Raw genomic sequence first — 18,128 nt, 5'->3', positions numbered from 1 at the left:
TTATAAGCATAATTATTCTGGTACAAATGCAGATACAGGTCCTAATTCCTTCTCTAAATAACTGCGAATATTTGCTGGGTATTTCTCTACCACTGCAATATGTTTTTGAATCGTCTTATATAATTCATCATGATTCATTTGAATATAATCTTGCGTAAGCATTTTTCGAAGAAGGATAATTTCTTTCATCCCTTGTCCATCTTCTGTACTTATCACTCGCTCGTCCATTAAAATATCGATAATATCTTCATAACTTCCTGGATCGCGCATAATAAATCCATCAATCATCGCATTCCCTACATCTAATACACAATCAATCATTAGATGAGCTATGCGTTCTAATGCGTAAAATTCAAACTCGGTTTCATATATCTTTTTCTCTTGAAATGTACTTGTTGCTCGTTCTAAACATACTAGCATTTGTTCTATTTTCTTTCTGTCTACAAAATACATGAATGTCACCTACCTGGAAATTAAAGCATTTACATTTTAATTGTAACGCTTTCTTCTGAAAAAATCGACAATTTTTCGAATTCACCTTTTCTCCGTTATTTGTTATAGTTATATTTGTATGATTTTTGAAATTGGAGGAATGGAACCTTGGAACGTGAACTCGCACTAGAAATTGTCCGTGTAACAGAAGCAGCAGCATTAGCATCCGCACAGTGGATGGGCCGCGGAAAGAAAAACGAAGCAGATGATGCAGCAACTACAGCAATGCGTGATATGTTCGATTCAGTAAACATGGCAGGTACAGTTGTAATTGGTGAAGGAGAACTTGATGAAGCACCGATGTTATATATTGGTGAAGAACTAGGAACAGGTAACGGTCCAGAAGTAGATATCGCCGTTGACCCATTAGAAGGTACAAACATCGTTGCAAAAGGTCTTGCAAATGCAATGGCAGTTATCGCAATCGCAGATAAAGGAAACCTTCTTCATGCTCCTGATATGTACATGGAAAAAATCGCGGTTGGTCCAAAAGCAGCTGGTAAAATTAGCTTAGATGATCCAATTGAAAAAACAATTGAAATTGTAGCAGAAGCTAACAATAAAAAGATTCGCGATCTAACAGTTATCGTTCAAGAACGTGAACGTCATCAAGATATTATTGATCGTGTTCGTGCAAAAGGTGCACGCGTAAAATTATTTGGTGATGGTGATGTTGGTGCGTCAATCGCAACAGCACTACCTGGAACAGGTATCGACTTATTCGTAGGTATCGGCGGAGCTCCAGAAGGTGTTATTTCTGCAGCAGCATTAAAATGCCTTGAAGGTGAAATGCAAGCTCGCTTAGTTCCAATGAACGAAGAAGAAGAAGCTCGTTGCCGTGAAATGGGATTAGAAGACCCTCGTCAACTTCTAATGCTAGAAGACTTAGTATCTGGTGATGACGCAATCTTCTCAGCAACTGGTGTATCTGCTGGTGAATTATTAGACGGCGTAAAATTCCTAGGCGGAGATTTAGCTGAAACATACTCTATCGTAATGCGTTACAAAACAAGAACAGTACGATTCATTAAAACGCATCACCATTTAGATCATAAGCCACACTTAAACTTAGATATTTAATAAAAGGAGCCATGTGTATGGAAGAACGTTTCTTTCTGTACGACGACACTGTCGCTACAAAAACTCGTTTCGTAAGCTTTATGGGAGAAAATGAGCGTCACGATTTAGCGCTATTATACTCCGATCGTCATTACGGTAAAACAATTGTCCTTGATATGCAGCGTAATAAATTCGCAATCATCGGCGCTGACGATTTAAACGAACCAGGCTACTTAGAGCACGCATTTTCTATGACTGAAGAAATTGCAGAAGAACTACGCTCATTTTTATTTGAACTTATATAATTTATTTTAGGCACCAGCTTTTTAGCTGGTGTTTTTTATCATAAGAATTTTCAATTTTCAATCTTCTGTGTTATAATGAAAAATAAATCTATTTGGATAGAAAGGACGTTATCTACGTATGCCAATAACTACTTTGTAATGGACCAGCAATTGGATAGCATTACTCTCAAAAAAGCACCATGCTTTTTCAAGGGAGTAGTCTGCCCATTCCCATTACAAAGGAACGTATTGCATCTGTAGTATGATGTTTACGGAGGTTCCTCTTTGGGGAACCTCCTTTTATTTTTGTCTTTTCCTCATGTCTTCATACTACAAGACATCCAAATAGCTGTATTACGTTTCTTTGCCACTACTATAAGAGGTGAAGGAAAATGCAGAAAGTACAACTTTCTTGGAGTTTATATGAAAACGAACAAAACACAATCGAAAAGTATTGTAAAAATTGCAGACGCACTACCCTATTTACCGACACAAATATTCGTAGGCATAATGCCAACGGAAAAAATATATATCGTTTTGCTATTTATAAATGCCCGAAAGATCATACGTGGAATCAAAAACTTCGTATTTATAAATCATTTACTGATCATGTGGAAACAGTCGATATGCCTCAGCAAGATCAAACGGAAACAACTACTACCATTTCCATTACACAGCATAAAGAAAGTGGCATAGCCGAAATCACAATTGTATTAGACCTCGTTTTCGGTTCCCACCGGATGGATAAAACTTTATCCACATATATTTCCGACTGGAGCCGTACACGCATTGTGAATAAAATTAAAAACGGTGATATTCAATTGAACGGACAACAAATGAAACCAAATACAATACTTTCTGAAGGCGATCGTATCTCGATTTGTTTATAATGCAAAAAATCCTCTTACAATCGTAAGAGGATTTTTTTATTTCTTCACTTTTCGTAATACGAAATGTGCACAACCGAAGTTGCAGTACTCGTATAAATACTCCGATAACGTACTAATTTTCGTATCATATGTCGCACGCTGGTTACTATCATCAAAGAAGCCGCGCAATCTAAGTTGCTCATAACCCCAGTCCCCAACGATGTAATCATATTTATTTAAAATTTCTGCATAGCGCTCTTTAAATGCTTCTTCACTAAAACCGTCACGAAAGTTTTTAATTACTTCGTACTGCACATTATTAATGCTCACCGTAGCATGAATCTCTTGCTTTTGCTCCATCATTAACTTCCTCTCTAAGCATTCTTCTTTTTATCGTATCACAAAGCATACCAACCAACAATTTCAAATACAAAAAATTGAAAATTAGTGCATGCTATGGAGAAGGAGGTGATACATCGTGAAAAAACAAATTATCCTTTCTCTTCTCACTCTTTCCTTATTTGCAGGCTGCCAATCAACGAATAAAGCCGAAATGGAACGTGAAGAAGGAAGTCGTGTTCTTGTTTCCAATAAAAACGACATGTATCATACGGAAAATACAAATACACGGCTTACAAGAGTCGGTTATTCATCTAAACAAAAGCATGAAGTGTCTAACAAACAAGTAGGAGCCATTAACCGTGAGAAAGTCGCTGAAATGATTACAAGCATGACAGTCAAACTTCCTGACGTTACAAACGCTGCTACGCTCGTTACCGATGATGAAGTATTTGTTGTATACCGTGCAAACACAACAGATCCAAAACTCGTAGCGGATCAAGTATATCGAGCTGCTTTGTCCATCGTCCCTCGCTATTATAAAGCATATGTATCAACAGACCAAAAGTTGATTTCTCAAATTCAAGGCCTTCAATCTGGTGCCTTAAATGATACAGAATATACACAGAGCCTCGATATGTTAAAACGTGAAATGAGTAAAAATCCTCATTTGAACAATACGGGGGATCAGACTTTGAATGATATGATAAAAAAATAAAGAAGGTGGAGAAAACCTCCATCTTCTTTATTTTTTTACTATTTCTTACGATTTGCGTAAACCTCCATCGCATCACACATAAACTGAGCTAATCCTTCACCAAACTTATCGATATTTTTCGTAAAGCGCTCATCAGCGACGTACATTTGACCAAGTCCTTTAAAAGCATCTAATGAATATTCACCGAAGTTTTGCAAGTAATTGTACCATACTCCAATTGCTTCTTGTGCCTCTTTAGAATCTGGTGCACCATGTCTAAGCGCCGCTAAGTTTCTATAAATCGTATTAAACTCTTCTTGATTGTCTTTTGACATACCTTTCGCATATTCATTCGCTTTATCTACAGCTGCGTCTCCCCATCTTTCACGCGCTTCTTCTTCGTACGGATTATGGCTGAAATCGAAGCCTTCAAATTTCTCTTTGTTCGTCATTTCAATCTCTCCTTTTGTATGCTGAATTGTCTTATCAATCGTCGCAATCACTTTATCTAACCGAGCACGCTTTTCAAGAAGCATTTTTTTATGAAGCTGCAGTGCCTCTTTCCGGTCAAATGATGGACTCATGATAATGTCTTTAATTTTCTTCAAAGGGAAGCCTAGTTCTTTAAAAAATAAAATTTGCTGCAACGTCTCTAAATTTTCATTGGAATACAAACGATATCCAGACTCTGTCGTCTCGTCTGGGGTTAACAACCCAATTTCATCGTAATGATGCAGTGTGCGCACACTAATTCCAACTAAACTAGCTACTTCTTTTACCTTCATTGTCATGTGTATCTCCCCCTTAATACATACGATAAAGTATGACGCAACGTTAGAGTCAATAAGTAAATTCATTTTATCTTAAAAAGTTTCATCTCTCCTATATTTCATGCATAATAGATATGTACATATATTAGAAAGCGGTGAAAGTATGGTTTCAAATACTGTAATTGCCAGCATCATCTTTCAACTCATTGTCTCGATTCTGGTCCCAATTATTGTACTCGTTTATTTCCGTAAAAAATATAATATAAATTGGAAAGTGGTCGGCGTTGGTGTTCTTATCTTTATCGGATTTACCCAAATTCTCGAAACACCATTCCACCTATTTATGCGCGGTAATCCAGCAATCGCTCCAATTTTAGAAAATCCATTTGTCTTCGCACTCTATGGCGGACTCACTGCTGGTATTTTTGAAGAATTAGGACGCTTCGTTGCCTTCTTCTTCCTACTAAAAAAATATCAAGAATATAAAGATGGCTTTGCTTACGGAATAGGTCACGGCGGGATAGAATCCATTTTAGTTGGCGGATTCTCTGCATTCCAAGCACTTATATTTGCGAATTCAATTAACAACGGTAGCTTCGCCCAGATGGTCGAAAAAATGCCAGAACTAAGCCGCCTACAAGACATGTTAATTCAGCAACCTGCCTACTTATACTTCCTTGGTAGCTTAGAAAGAATTATGGCACTCGTGCTGCAAATCGCCTTTACAATGCTTGTCTTATACGCAGTGAAGCAGAAGAAATATATCTTCCTTGTGTACGCTATACTATTCCACGCACTTGTAGACTTCTTCGCGGCACTTTACCAAACGAAAACAATTAACATCTTTGTTGCAGAAGGAATCACCCTTCTCTTCACAATTGGTGCTATCATTCTTATTCGTAAAATGAAAGAGAAATTAATGAGTGTGCCGGAATAAAAAATAACCCACCAATTGGTGGGTTATTTTTTATAAGGATTATCATAGTGATGATAACTTTTGCCACTTTGCAGCTCCTTCTTTGTTTCTGCATCTATAACGATGTACTTGTGTAACTCTTCTACTTCATTTTGAGAAAAGGAAGCGAAAAAATAAACTTGGCGATCAGGGTGAATAAAAGAATCTTGAAGCACCACTTCACCCCGACAACCCGCGGCTGTTTTTTGTAGAAAAGAAAGTTCTTCATCGGGTACTTCTTTAAATAAAATCTTTTTTCGAACACTATACGCTGCATTATTGTATTCTTTATACATTTTCTTATCTAACTGTTCGTAAAACACATCTTCGCTCACAAATGGCTTATTTCGATTACTTGGATAACCTAACTTTTGATTGGACTGTGCATATGTTGTGGACATTTGCGTCAGAAAACACATCATGAGTACGATACATATCATTTTTTTCATACTGGCACCTCAATTTTCATTATCCACATTACTTTTCCACATATATAAATCACTATGCCGTTTCCAATAAAAAGGAATTTTTTTCGCATTTGTCGAAGTATATAGCGTCAACTTGAAAGATGGGGATGAATTATGAAGAAAATTATTGTAATACGACATTGTTCAGCAACTGGCCAAGAACGTGATGCCGAATTAACGACCGATGGAAAAAAACAAGCAAACACCCTTGCTACATTCCTCTTAGAAAACCAACTACAAATAGATCATATTATTTCAAGCCCATTTGTGCGAGCTATCGATTCTATTCGGCCCTATGCACTCCAAGCTAATTTGTCTATCCAAGAAGATGAACGATTAGCTGAACGCATATTAAGCGACGTTCCAATGGACGATTGGATGCAAAAACTAGAATCTACTTTTATAAATATAGATATTGCCTTTTCAGGCGGAGAGTCAACAAAACAAGCAACGGACCGTGCTATATCGATTATCGAAGACGTTTTAAAATTAAACCATACTACAATATTACTCGTTACACATGGAAACTTACTTACGCTCATTTTAAAGCACTTTGATCATACGATCGGCTTTCATGAATGGAAAGCTTTAACGAATCCTGATATGTACGAAATTACAATTGATGAACAATGTAGCCTAAAACGATTATGGAAAGCACCGTCCAAGTAATATCTCTTTCCAACACATTCAGTTGACGCCACGAGAAGAAACTGTACTAATAATAGAAAGGGGTATCACTCCATATGTACGAAGATGTACTTGCTTTACTACATAAAACAAATGTTTCTTATGAAAAGTTTGAACATGAACCGGTACTCGATTATGAGACAGATCGGATCGTACGCGAGAGGCTTGGCTTACAAGGCACTCCAAGTAAAAGCTTATTTTTAAAATCAAAGGCTGGAGATTATTACGTATTTTTCACGTTAGAGGGCACAAGGCTTAACCGCGGAGAGATGAAAGAACTAACGGGAGAACGCTTATCTCTCTGTTCTCCTGATGAACTGCGAGACAAAACTGGTTGTACGCCGGGATGTGTAGCTCCTTTCGGGTATTCACACGATGTAACAATTATTGTGGATAACGCTATTTATACGTACGATAAAATTTTAATTACACCTGGTGTACCTGAATTTACAATTGAATTATCCACAGAAGAATTAAAAAAGATTTTATTAACATGTTCAAATACTGTTTTGGAGTACAAACAAAAAGAGAGCTAATCATTAGCTCCCTTTTTTCATTATTTTGCTTCTGCTGTGTTTTCTTTTGCAGAACGAACTTGCTCGTCCGCATGGTAAGAAGAACGCACAAGTGGGCCAGCTTCACAGTGGCTAAAGCCTTTGCTAAGTGCAATTTCTTTTAGCTCTGCAAATTCTGCTGGTGGGTAATATTTAAGAACTGGTAAATGCTTCTTAGATGGTTGTAGGTATTGTCCAAGAGTTAAAATATCCACATTGTTTGCACGTAAGTCATCCATTGCTTCAATTAAATCTTCTCTCGTTTCACCTAAGCCCACCATAATGCTCGATTTAGTTGGAATATCAGGCTGCATTTCTTTTGCTCGACGTAAAAACTCTAATGAACGATCATATTTTGCTCTAGCGCGAACTCGGTCAGATAATCGACGTACTGTTTCAATGTTATGGTTTAAAATATCTGGTTTTGCATCCATTAACATTTTTAAGTTTTCTTCTACTCCACCCATATCAGATGGTAATACTTCGATTGACGTAAATGGATTTTTACGACGTACAGCGCGTACTGTTTCAGCAAAAACAGCTGCTCCACCATCTTTTAAATCATCACGTGCAACCGCTGTTATAACAACGTGCTTTAAGCCCATTTGTACTACAGAATCTGCTACGCGTTCTGGCTCTTGTAAATCAAGCTCAGTTGGTAAGCCTGTTTTAACCGCACAAAAACGACAAGCACGTGTACAAACCGCACCTAAAATCATAAATGTTGCTGTTTTTCTTACAGCCCAGCATTCATGAATATTCGGACATTTTGCTTCCTCACAAACTGTATGAAGATTTTTAGAACGCATCATTTTCTTTAAGCCTGTATAGTTTTCATTCGTGTTTAACTTAATTTTCAACCATTCGGGCTTGCGCTTATATTCTGTTTGTTTTGTCATGGTTATCAACTCCGCACAATATGAAATAGTTTACCGTGTTCGCTTCTTTCAATGTAACATATCTATTCTAACGTATGAAAGCGATTTGCTCAAATGAAGATTCTAAGATTTTTTCCAATCGTTCCCTATAATGAAATACTCCGTATATCCCACACTAAAAAGAGTGATGATGTGAAAGGAGTCTATTTCATGCTTCGAAAAATTTCTCTTTTGCTTTCGATTTGCTTTCTTCTCCACCAAAACATCGCTTACGGTGAAGATAATCAGCAAAGCATATACGAAAAGCGCATGGCACTATATAAAGAAACCGAGCAAGCTTCAGGCATTCCGTGGTATTACTTAGCTGCAATGGATCAATACGAAAGAAATATACGGAGCGTAAGAAAAGATATTCCGAAAAAACCAGATGCCATCATTTCCCTTTATTTCAAACCAGAAATATGGGCTGGACCTGTTAATGGTAACGACACTCTCCCCCATACAATTGCTCTATTTGGCGGGTTAGGTTTAGATGGTGACAAAGATGGATTTGCAAATGCAAATAACGACCGTGATCTTTTGCATACAGCAGCAACGATTTTAAAGAAACAAGGAACGTCAGAAGAACGTATTAAAATCATGCTCTGGGAATATTATAGACGTGCGAAAACAGTTGAATTAATTACCGAATACGCCCAAATTTATAAACATTATGGACGTATTAATTTAGAAGGAAATGCGTTTCCTCTCCCTATTCGCAGTGACCATAGCTACCGTAGTACTTTCGGCGCTGGAAGAAGCTTTGGAGGAAGAAGAGTTCATGAAGGAACTGATATTTTTGCAGGCTATGGCGTACCAGTAAGATCCACTTGCTATGGCATTATTGAAACAAAAGGCTGGAACCGCCTTGGCGGATGGCGCATCGGCATTCGCGACCTTCATAATAATTACCATTATTACGCTCATTTAGGCGGATTCTCAAAAGAAATACAGCTTGGGCAAATTGTCGAGCCTGGAAAAGTAATCGGATTTGTTGGTAGCACCGGTTACGGCCCTCCTGGCACAGCTGGAAAATTCCCGCCCCACCTACATTTCGGCATGTATAAAGACAATGGTTATACAGAATGGGCTTTTGATCCATACATGCATTTAAGTCTTTGGGAGCGAAAAGAACGCGCGAATACAAAACGATAACCGTAGCACATTGCTACGGTTATTTTTTATATTCGACTAACTATCCGTTTTCTTTTTATCAGGTACAGCAACACTTCCGCTTCCATAATACGTAGGCACTTCCCCTTGAACGATACGCGTCGCAATCGGAACATCTTGTTTTACTTTTATTTCTTTCGTATGAAATGGAATAATGACTTGCAACGTCACTTCCATCTCCATAATAATTTGAATCGCTGTCGTATTGATTCCGTGCGGCTCAATTTTTTGTTTAATATCCGTATTCACATGACCAATCGTTGTGAAATCAATTGGAATGTCGGGTCCGATATTTCCAAGAAGTGCATTATTTGTTACACGGCCAAACGGAACTGCCATCGTTGCCCCATTTTTTTCAGAAATACCTAGCCCCTTCAAATTCCCTTGTTCTACTTGCTGTAAATATTTTTCTATGTATGTGGTCGTTGACGTTACGATTTCATTTACTTGCTTCGTATTTAAATTAATTGTGGACACTTTACCGTTTTTATCATTTTGTACTTTCATTAATGAATCGACATCGAATCCCTCATCGATCCTATCTTTTACCGCCTTCGTCATAACCGCTGTCGCCATTTTATGTGTCTCTACTTCTCCATATTTCATTAATGTCGGCTGAATGCTGCTATTCACAATCCATAATCCTTGCACGAGTAATATAATAAAAAGAATAAACGACATAAGCAGTATGTGCCGAAAGGAAATAGGTCCCCTTCGAAACCGCGAATTTTTCGAACGAAATATACTCATACAAAACCCTCCTTCTTATATCATTTCTATGCAAGAAGGAGGGACGATATATGCTTATCTCATTTTTAATAATGCTTCTTTTCCGATTGTGCCAGCCGTAATACCTAACGCTTCGGCTTCAATCGTTACTGATTCTAGCGGTGCTTCAAGAAGTTGTTCAATCGTTCTTACACCAACCGCGCGGCCAGCAATAATACCTCGATCCCCTAACTTCTCATTTAAAAGACCTACATCTAATGCACCGCACATAATATATCCTTTATCGCTCATTACAGCTAGCAAATTTGTCTTTGGAAGTTTGACGCTAACCGCAATAAACGTATAATTATCGATTATAATTGGCTCCACATTAACCATAGTTCACACTCCTCTCTTTCTTATCTGTATGACAAGAGAAAAATGAGTGTTACAAGTTAACTAGCCTATAGTTTGACGGAAGATGTATAAGTTATTAACATGTCTGTTAACACATCTCTAAGTAGTTCTGGCATATAATATTGTTTGTCAGAAAGTGTGGATAGCTCTGGGTATAAGTAGCCGAATGTAAACATATCAATCGTTCCTACTGTATATATACGATCTAACTCAAGCGATTCTCCGTTAATCAATACATCTTCGAGTAAAATTTTATTCCCAGGAATCGTATCTGGAATGACTTCTACACCAGCGTAAATCATTTTTCCCATTACTTTCCCGCGGAATCCGAATCCTTTTACCTCAAGGTTCTCCATATTCGGGCGACGTGCTTTCAAGATCACTTCTCGTAACGTTTTCCCAGGCACTTTCAATAAACATGGATTAATGGGATGTGGACAAATTCTGTGAATATCTCCGCGCGTCACAACGCCTTCTTCTAATCCTTCAAGAAGTACACCAGCGTTCACCATGCCAATCTCTGCACCACACCAGTTTTTCAGCGCATTTGCTAACATGTGCGAAAATGCTGTCTCATGAAACCAATTAACCGGTAATGATTCCTTTAAATGAACGACAGGCTCTTCCATAATATGTTCACTTTCTTCCTGCAGCGCTTCAATTGTGGATAACGGTTTGCTATAAGCACCTAAACGTTCAGTTTTAATCGCTCTACCATCCTTTTTCAACAACTTCTTCGTCTCTTTATCCACAGTAAGTTGAACGTGCCCAACGTAACGTCCCCACTTCTCACAACAGCATAGTAACGTATTATTCATAAGAACACCACGCTCAAATAAATGATGCGTATGTGCCCCTAAAATAACATCTATATCATAATGCTCCGCCATATGCTCATCCATGCTTTTTCCAAGGTGAGAAAGGACAACCGTTATATGAGCCTCACCTCTCACTTCTTCTAAAATAGACTCTAAATGCTCGATTGGATCTTCAATATGCCAATCTAACATTTGATAAAACTCTGGATACGCAACCGTTAATCCGATAAAAGCAATCGTAATCCCATCTGTCGTTGTATGTAATTTATAAGGCTTTGCCCACTCTGGACGTACCCCTTCTTTTTCAAATAAATTCGCGACAAGCACCTCAAATCCAGCATCATCATATAAACGATTCAAATGCTCCTTCGCTAACGTAATTCCTTCATTGTTTCCGATCGTTACATAATCATATAACGCCTCATTTAAAAGCTTCGTATTGCCAAGCCCATTCGTCGCTTCCGAAATACTATGAAAACGATCCACATGATCGCCGATATCTACAGTCAAAACGGTCTCTCCCGCTTCCTGCCTTCGCTTTTTCTCTCCTTGTACAAACCGAGAAATTTGCGGCCAATTTTCAAAATGACTATGTATATCGTTTGTATGATAAAGGTGGATAATTGTTTCTTTATTTATATTCAGAGAAAAAACCTCCTCTCAGTTCCTTACTGCCATTTACGCTATGCGCACGCAATAATCCTGTAAATACTTTTCGTCTTTTCTTGCTATTTTACATTGTACTCGCATTGTGAGAAAAAGCAAAAGATTGCCCTTTTCATATGAAAAACTTTCTTTTTTAATTGTTGGGTTAGTTGGTAGAACGTGGGGGGGATTTGTCAGAAAGTTTGTTGAGTGTTTTACGAGGTGTTTGGTGGATTTCCTTGTGGGGGGCCTTGTGGGGGTTTGGGGATTCCTTGTGGGGGTTTGTCAATATCTTAGCCTCAACTACTTCCATTCGGCCACTTCATGCATATCATCTAAATATTGAGGGGTATACGCCCGCTCTGCTATGTCGTAATTTGTTGATAAGTCGATATTCCTTGTCGAATCGTCGATATATTGAAATAATCGCTGATATATTGAAATAATCGTCGATATATTTGAAAAATCGCTGATATATTGAAATGTATACTAGCAGGGGTATACTCATGCACATATACCTTGTAACACGACATATGTCGTGTTACAATCTCATTATAAGGTGGTGAACCATAAAATGGATAAAGAGATATTAAAAGGAAGTATTGATATTTTACTTCTCTCCATCATTAAACAGCACGATACGTACGGATATGAAATTATTCAAAAGCTAAAAGAAAACAGCAATGATTTATACACAATGAGCCAAGGTACACTCTATCCAGCACTCAAACGTCTGGAACAAAAGGATTTAATAAATTCCTACTGGGGTGAATCTGAAACGGGTATGAAACGAAAATTTTATCGCATCACTACGAACGGAAAGAAAATTTTAGAAGAAAAACTAACAGCGTGGGATTCAGTTACAGCTCTTATTAAAACTTGTCAGAAAGGAGCTTTAAATTAATGACGATTGAAGAATATATAAAGAGTATCGTTCAAAAAACAAACCTATCCCAATCTGATAAAAGCGAACTATACTTCGAAATTTATGATCATCTCATAAGCTTAAAACAAGAATTTCTCGATCAAGGAAAATCTGAAAAAGAAGCTACTGCATTAGCCATTCAAAACTTTGGAGAAGCCTCTACTTTAGGAACTGAAATTGAAAAAGCGATGCAATCTTCTACACAAAAATATGTACAGTGGATTGGCTGGGGATTGTTTTTACCGTATTCGTTTGTTTTGTTATTTAAACTATTGCTCGGGAGGTCAGCCTTTTACTTTGGTAATCTGAAGTACTTCTTTGAAACAGGTGACTGGCATGCTATACACGGTGGGTTAATAAACTTAATTCCTTTCAGAAGTACAATCAACTATTTAAGTGGATTCGATCCTACTCATTTACTAGATCCTTATAATATAGAAATCGTACTTATGAACACATTAGGAAACGTCATCATATTCATCCCATTCGGATTCCTGCTACCTTTATTATTTAAACAAATTAACAATGTAAAAATAGCATCCAAAATTTTTATTAAGTTCATTTTATTAATTGAATCGTTACAACTCCTTACCTTTACTGGTGTTTTCGATATTGATGACATCATACTCAATATGCTAGGAGCTTTAATTGGCTACGGTTCTTTTGTTGGGACGAAGTATATTTTGGAACGTGTTAAATCTGTGGATAAGGTGGATACGATTTAGGTTCGGGGTATATGACCTGTTCTTCCTGTCGTAATTTGTTGATAAGTCGATATTCCTTGTCGAATCGTCGATATATTGAAATAATCGCTGATATATTCGGAGTTATCGTCGATATATTTGAAAAATCGCTGATATATTTAGCCAGAAACCCACCTGGGTATCTCGGCTAACCCCACCCCAAGCCAAGCTCACACAATAAAAAAAGCGCCCTGCACAGCAGGGCGCTTTCTTCATACATATATTAACCGATAGAACCTTCCATCTCAAACTTGATTAGGCGGTTCATTTCAACTGCGTATTCCATTGGAAGTTCGCGAGTGAATGGCTCGATGAAGCCCATTACGATCATTTCTGTAGCTTCTTGCTCAGAAATACCGCGGCTCATTAGGTAGAATAATTGTTCTTCTGATACTTTCGATACTTTCGCTTCGTGCTCAAGTGAAACGTAATCGTTTTTGATTTCGTTGTAAGGAATTGTATCAGATGTAGATTGATTATCCATGATTAACGTGTCACATTCGATGTTAGAGCGAGAGTTTTTCGCTTTTGGTCCGAAGTGTACGATACCACGGTAAGTTACTTTACCACCATGCTTCGCAATCGATTTAGAAACGATTGTTGAAGACGTGTTTGGTGCTAAGTGAATCATTTTTGCACCAGCATCTTGGTGTTGGCCTTTACCAGCAATCGCGATAGATAATGTTAAACCACGAGCGCCTTCGCCTTTTAAGATAACTGCTGGGTATTTCATCGTTAATTTAGATCCGATGTTACCGTCAATCCATTCCATCGTTGCGTTTTCTTCACAAACCGCACGTTTTGTAACTAGGTTGTATACGTTGTTCGCCCAGTTTTGGATTGTTGTATAACGGCAATATGCATCTTTCTTAATGATGATTTCTACTACCGCACTGTGAAGTGAGTTAGTCGTGTAAACAGGTGCTGTACAACCTTCTACGTAGTGTACGTGTGCGCCTTCGTCTACGATGATAAGCGTACGCTCGAATTGTCCCATATTTTCAGAGTTAATACGGAAATACGCTTGAAGTGGTGTATCAACTTTCACACCTTTTGGAACATAGATGAATGATCCACCAGACCAAACTGCAGAGTTTAATGCTGCGAATTTGTTGTCTGTTGGTGGGATTACTTTTCCGAAATGCTCACGGAAAATATCTTCGTTCTCTTTTAATGCGCTATCTGTATCTTTAAAGACGATTCCTAGAGCTTCTAGGTCTTCTTTCATGTTGTGGTATACAACTTCAGATTCGTACTGTGCAGATACACCAGCTAAATATTTTTGCTCAGCTTCTGGAATACCTAATTTATCAAATGTCGCTTTAATTTCATCAGGTACTTCATCCCAAGACTTCTCAGATTTCTCAGATGGTTTTACGTAGTACGTAATTTCATCGAAATCTAAGTCGTTTAAGTCGCCGCCCCATTGTGGCATTGGCATTTCATAGAACTTATCCAGTGATTTTAAACGGAAGTCTAACATCCACTGTGGTTCTTCTTTCATACGTGAAATCTCTTCAACGATCTCTTTTGTTAAACCGCGTCCAGCACGGAAAATCGAAACGTCTTTGTCTTTGAAACCATATTTATAATCGCCGATATCTGGCAGTTGCTTCGCCATGTTGGTGTGTCCCTCCTTAGATAACCTCGTTTTTAGGAACCTTTAACATTACTTATCTTCGTTTAAGCCCTTTTCTAACGCTTTCCACGCTAATGTTGCACATTTAATACGTGCAGGGAACTTGCATACGCCTTGTAATGCTTCAATATCTCCTAAATCGATGCTGTCATCGTACTCTTTTCCTAGCATCATGTCAGAGAAAATTTTAGAAAGCTGAAGCGCCTCTTCAATTTTCTTACCTTTTACTGCTTGTGTCATCATGGAAGCTGAAGACATTGAGATAGAACATCCTTCTCCTTCAAACTTCGCTTCTTGCACAATACCTTCTTCTACTTTCATCGTAAGTTGAATACGATCGCCGCAAGTTGGATTATTCAAGTTAACTGTAACACTATCTTCTAGCACGCCATGGTTACGAGGATTTTTGTAATGATCCATAATAACTTGACGATATAACGTATCTAAATTATTAAATGACATTTGTGAAATACTCCTTTGTCTTGATTAGCGATTCAACAAATGTATCAATTTCTTCTTTTGTATTATATAAATAGAAGCTCGCACGTGCTGTTGAAGAAGCTTTCAGCCACTTCATAAGCGGTTGTGCACAGTGGTGTCCTGCGCGAACTGCAATGCCTTCTACATCTAATACTGTCGCTACATCGTGAGGATGTACGTCTTCAATATTAAATGTAACAAGACCAGCGCGATGCTTTGGACCATAAATTGTAACGCCATCTACTTCTGATAGTCTTTCTAAAGCGTATTGCGCTAATTCATGCTCATGCTTTTCAATATTATCAAGACCGATTTCTTCTAGGAAATCAATTGCCGCACCAAGTCCGATTGCATTACCGATAATCGGTGTACCTGCTTCAAACTTCCACGGAAGCTCTTTCCAAGTAGATTCTTGTAAATCTACGAAATCAATCATTTCACCGCCAAATTCAATTGGCTCCATATTGTTTAGCAATTCTTTCTTACCATATAATACGCCGATACCTGTAGGTCCGCACATCTTATGAGCAGATAATGCGTAGAAATCACAGTTTAAATCTTGTACATCTACTTTCATATGAGGTGTACTTTGTGCACCGTCAACGACCATAATTGCGCCATTCTCATGTGCGATTGCTCCGATTTCTTTTACAGGGTTAATCGTTCCAAGTACATTAGAAACATACATGATAGAAACGATTTTTGTATTCGGTGTAATTGTTTGACGAGCATCTTCTATTGAAATTGTCCCATCTGGTTGAAGCGGAAGATATTTTAAAGTTGCACCAGTTTTCTTCGCAACTTGTTGCCACGGAATGATGTTACTATGGTGCTCCATGTAAGAAATAACGATTTCATCGCCTTCTTTTACATTTTCAAGACCATAGCTAGCCGCTACTGTATTTAATGCAGTTGTCGTTCCGCGCGTGAAAATAATCTCTTCCATTGATTTCGCATTAATAAACTTGCGAACTTTCTCGCGTGCACCTTCATACGCGTCGGTAGCTTTCGTACCGAGCGTATGAACACCGCGATGCACGTTAGAATTGTATTCTTTATAGTAACGTTCTAACGTTTCAATGACTTGAATTGGTTTTTGAGAAGTTGCTGCACTATCGAAATAAACAAGTTGTTTGCCGTTCACTTTTTGATCAAGAATTGGAAACTGTTTGCGTATTTCATGAATATTCATTAGCGAACTTTCCTTTCAATTACCTCAACAAGCTGTGCCTTTACTCCTTCAATTGGAAGCTCATTAACTACAGGTGCTAAGAATCCATGGATGACTAAACGTTCTGCTTCGCGTTTTGGAATACCACGGCTCATTAAGTAGTATAGTTGAGTTGGATCTACGCGACCTACTGAAGCTGCGTGACCTGCCATTACATCATCTTCGTCGATTAAAAGAATTGGGTTTGCATCACCGCGTGCTTTCTCATCTAACATAAGAACGCGAGAAGATTGTTGTGCATTTGACTTAGATGCACCGTGTTCAATCTTACCAATTCCGTTAAAGATAGATGTTGCACTATCTTTCTGTACACCGTGTTTTAAAATCCAACCTTCAGAATGTTTACCGAAGTGAACAACTTTAGTTGTAAAGTTTTGTGTTTGGTTACCACGGCCAATTGTTACTGTTTTCGTATCAGCATATGAACCGTCGCCCATTAAGTTTGTAACGTTCTCTGAAATTGTGTTTCCGTCATTCATAAGGCCTAGAGCCCAATCAACGCGGCCGTCGCGTCCAACAATACCGCGGCGGTTAACGTAAGTTGTTACGTCTTTTGCTAATAAATCAACCGCACCGAATTTCACTTGTGCGCCTTGTTCCACGATTACTTCTGCTACGATATTTGCAATACCTTTAGCATTTTCATTTGCAACGTAGTTTTCTACATAAGTTGCAGTACTGTTCGCATCAGCTACGAATAATACGTGGTTATATACGTTAGCTTCTTCGCCGTCTACTAAGAATACAGCTTGAAGTGGCGTTTCAAGAACAACGTTTTTCGGAACATATACGAATGCACCACCGTTGATTAATGCAGCATGAAGTGCAGTTAGACGATGCTCGTCTACCTTCACGCCGTCTTTCATTAAGTACTTTTGTACTAGTTCAGCATGCTCTGTTGCAGCTGTTACGATGTCTGTGAAAATAACACCTTTTTCTTTTGCTTCGTCTGCTAAAGAAACGAATGCAGTTGTACCAGTACGTTGCACTAATACGCTGTTATTTTCATCGATTAAGTTTTTCACTGCTTCTGGAAGCTCTGTTAAAGAACTTACAGGCTCTTGCTTAGCAGCGTCGCCTTTTCCGATAAAGTCCCATTTGTCAATTTTCGTTTTATCAGGAGTTGGCATTGGAAGTGCAGTTGCTTGTGCAAGAGCTTGTAAGCGGAACTCAGTCAACCAAGCTGCTTCGTTTACTTCGCTTGCGCGTTGACGGATTGTTTCTTGATCGAAAGGTAATGTACCGATTGTCATGTTTAT

Annotated in this window: 22 protein-coding genes; 10 read left to right on the top strand and 12 right to left on the bottom strand. The window is 38.2% G+C overall.

Going from position 1 to position 18,128, the window contains the following annotated elements:
- Window positions 1-12: 12 nt before the first annotated feature.
- On the bottom strand, window positions 13-453 hold the full coding sequence (locus RTP99_RS14255; RefSeq protein ID WP_000274011.1) for a DUF86 domain-containing protein: 441 nt from the start codon (window positions 451-453) through the stop codon (window positions 13-15).
- A 147-nt stretch (window positions 454-600) separates the two neighbouring features.
- Here RTP99_RS14255 and glpX point away from each other — a divergent pair, with 147 nt between their 5' ends.
- The 3 genes from glpX to RTP99_RS14240 all read left to right on the top strand — a co-directional run bounded on the left by glpX (window position 601) and on the right by RTP99_RS14240 (window position 2,725).
- A complete protein-coding gene (gene glpX / locus RTP99_RS14250; RefSeq protein WP_000439091.1) occupies window positions 601-1,572 on the top strand; it encodes a class II fructose-bisphosphatase in 972 nt (323 codons plus the stop codon).
- Window positions 1,573-1,589: 17 nt separating this feature from the next.
- On the top strand, window positions 1,590-1,856 hold the full coding sequence (locus tag RTP99_RS14245) for a DUF3055 domain-containing protein (protein ID WP_000392606.1): 267 nt from the start codon (window positions 1,590-1,592) through the stop codon (window positions 1,854-1,856).
- A gap of 371 nt (window positions 1,857-2,227) precedes the next feature.
- On the top strand, window positions 2,228-2,725 hold the full coding sequence (locus RTP99_RS14240) for a hypothetical protein (protein WP_001174570.1): 498 nt from the start codon (window positions 2,228-2,230) through the stop codon (window positions 2,723-2,725).
- Window positions 2,726-2,761: 36 nt separating this feature from the next.
- Here the strand turns inward: RTP99_RS14240 and RTP99_RS14235 are convergent, their stop codons facing one another.
- Window positions 2,762-3,064, bottom strand: coding sequence for a YutD family protein (locus tag RTP99_RS14235; RefSeq protein ID WP_000435941.1), 303 nt, complete (start codon window positions 3,062-3,064; stop codon window positions 2,762-2,764).
- A 118-nt stretch (window positions 3,065-3,182) separates the two neighbouring features.
- Between RTP99_RS14235 and RTP99_RS14230 the strand changes: the two genes are divergently transcribed.
- Window positions 3,183-3,761, top strand: coding sequence for a YhcN/YlaJ family sporulation lipoprotein (locus RTP99_RS14230; protein ID WP_000744038.1), 579 nt, complete (start codon window positions 3,183-3,185; stop codon window positions 3,759-3,761).
- A gap of 38 nt (window positions 3,762-3,799) precedes the next feature.
- On the opposite strand, the gene RTP99_RS14225 is transcribed toward RTP99_RS14230, so the two are convergent.
- Window positions 3,800-4,531, bottom strand: a complete 732-nt coding sequence (locus RTP99_RS14225; protein WP_000178117.1) for a MerR family transcriptional regulator — start codon at window positions 4,529-4,531, stop codon at window positions 3,800-3,802.
- Between the two features lie 100 nt (window positions 4,532-4,631).
- On the opposite strand from RTP99_RS14225, the gene RTP99_RS14220 reads away from it, so the two are divergent.
- The gene (locus tag RTP99_RS14220; RefSeq protein WP_011040809.1) at window positions 4,632-5,447 is read left to right on the top strand and encodes a YhfC family intramembrane metalloprotease; all 816 of its coding nucleotides are present in this window, start codon (window positions 4,632-4,634) and stop codon (window positions 5,445-5,447) included.
- A gap of 23 nt (window positions 5,448-5,470) precedes the next feature.
- Here RTP99_RS14220 and RTP99_RS14215 read toward each other — a convergent pair whose 3' ends face one another.
- A complete protein-coding gene (locus RTP99_RS14215) occupies window positions 5,471-5,914 on the bottom strand; it encodes a hypothetical protein (protein WP_000738183.1) in 444 nt (147 codons plus the stop codon).
- Between the two features lie 132 nt (window positions 5,915-6,046).
- On the opposite strand from RTP99_RS14215, the gene RTP99_RS14210 reads away from it, so the two are divergent.
- Together RTP99_RS14210 and RTP99_RS14205 are read left to right on the top strand one after the other, a co-directional pair.
- Window positions 6,047-6,601 carry a histidine phosphatase family protein gene (locus RTP99_RS14210; protein ID WP_000721033.1) on the top strand — a complete coding sequence of 185 codons (555 nt, stop codon included), beginning with the start codon at window positions 6,047-6,049 and terminating at the stop codon, window positions 6,599-6,601.
- Between the two features lie 74 nt (window positions 6,602-6,675).
- Window positions 6,676-7,155 (top strand): YbaK/EbsC family protein, encoded by a 480-nt coding sequence (locus RTP99_RS14205; protein ID WP_000272744.1) that lies wholly within the window; start codon window positions 6,676-6,678, stop codon window positions 7,153-7,155.
- 20 nt (window positions 7,156-7,175) lie between these two features.
- Here RTP99_RS14205 and lipA read toward each other — a convergent pair whose 3' ends face one another.
- Window positions 7,176-8,072, bottom strand: a complete 897-nt coding sequence (gene lipA, locus RTP99_RS14200) for a lipoyl synthase (protein ID WP_000166370.1) — start codon at window positions 8,070-8,072, stop codon at window positions 7,176-7,178.
- 189 nt (window positions 8,073-8,261) lie between these two features.
- Between lipA and RTP99_RS14195 the strand changes: the two genes are divergently transcribed.
- Complete coding sequence (locus tag RTP99_RS14195; protein WP_000944661.1) at window positions 8,262-9,245, top strand: M23 family metallopeptidase; 984 nt, start codon at window positions 8,262-8,264, stop codon at window positions 9,243-9,245.
- Window positions 9,246-9,281: 36 nt separating this feature from the next.
- Here RTP99_RS14195 and yunB read toward each other — a convergent pair whose 3' ends face one another.
- From yunB to RTP99_RS14180, 3 genes are all read right to left on the bottom strand, one after another.
- Window positions 9,282-10,013, bottom strand: a complete 732-nt coding sequence (gene yunB, locus RTP99_RS14190) for a sporulation protein YunB (RefSeq protein ID WP_011040810.1) — start codon at window positions 10,011-10,013, stop codon at window positions 9,282-9,284.
- Window positions 10,014-10,067: 54 nt separating this feature from the next.
- Entirely contained in the window at window positions 10,068-10,370 is a 303-nt protein-coding gene (locus tag RTP99_RS14185; RefSeq protein WP_000248463.1) for a YunC family protein, read from the bottom strand.
- A gap of 65 nt (window positions 10,371-10,435) precedes the next feature.
- The gene (locus tag RTP99_RS14180; RefSeq protein WP_071713399.1) at window positions 10,436-11,827 is read right to left on the bottom strand and encodes a bifunctional metallophosphatase/5'-nucleotidase; all 1,392 of its coding nucleotides are present in this window, start codon (window positions 11,825-11,827) and stop codon (window positions 10,436-10,438) included.
- 598 nt (window positions 11,828-12,425) lie between these two features.
- Between RTP99_RS14180 and RTP99_RS14175 the strand changes: the two genes are divergently transcribed.
- Window positions 12,426-12,755, top strand: a complete 330-nt coding sequence (locus RTP99_RS14175) for a PadR family transcriptional regulator (RefSeq protein ID WP_000356633.1) — start codon at window positions 12,426-12,428, stop codon at window positions 12,753-12,755.
- A complete protein-coding gene (locus RTP99_RS14170; protein WP_000151201.1) occupies window positions 12,755-13,501 on the top strand; it encodes a VanZ family protein in 747 nt (248 codons plus the stop codon). The genes RTP99_RS14175 and RTP99_RS14170 overlap by 1 nt, the downstream gene beginning before the upstream one ends.
- Window positions 13,502-13,742: 241 nt before the next feature.
- Here the strand turns inward: RTP99_RS14170 and sufB are convergent, their stop codons facing one another.
- The 4 genes from sufB to sufD are packed head-to-tail and all read right to left on the bottom strand — an operon-like array spanning window position 13,743 to window position 18,122.
- Window positions 13,743-15,140: a Fe-S cluster assembly protein SufB gene (gene sufB, locus RTP99_RS14165; RefSeq protein ID WP_001118823.1), complete on the bottom strand. Its 1,398-nt coding sequence runs from the start codon at window positions 15,138-15,140 to the stop codon at window positions 13,743-13,745.
- Window positions 15,141-15,188: 48 nt separating this feature from the next.
- On the bottom strand, window positions 15,189-15,620 hold the full coding sequence (sufU, locus tag RTP99_RS14160; protein WP_000009523.1) for a Fe-S cluster assembly sulfur transfer protein SufU: 432 nt from the start codon (window positions 15,618-15,620) through the stop codon (window positions 15,189-15,191).
- A complete protein-coding gene (gene sufS, locus RTP99_RS14155) occupies window positions 15,610-16,830 on the bottom strand; it encodes a cysteine desulfurase SufS (protein ID WP_001020761.1) in 1,221 nt (406 codons plus the stop codon). The genes sufU and sufS overlap by 11 nt, the downstream gene beginning before the upstream one ends.
- Complete coding sequence (gene sufD / locus RTP99_RS14150) at window positions 16,830-18,122, bottom strand: Fe-S cluster assembly protein SufD (RefSeq protein ID WP_000152160.1); 1,293 nt, start codon at window positions 18,120-18,122, stop codon at window positions 16,830-16,832. The genes sufS and sufD overlap by 1 nt, the downstream gene beginning before the upstream one ends.
- Window positions 18,123-18,128: the final 6 nt, after the last annotated feature.

It is taken from the genome of Bacillus sp. (in: firmicutes), from assembly GCF_031983925.1.
In the GTDB taxonomy this organism is placed as follows: Bacteria; Bacillota; Bacilli; order Bacillales; family Bacillaceae_G; genus Bacillus_A; species Bacillus_A pacificus.
The sequence above is the reverse complement of the archived record's forward strand: the minus strand, read 5'-3'. Positions and strand labels throughout refer to the sequence as shown.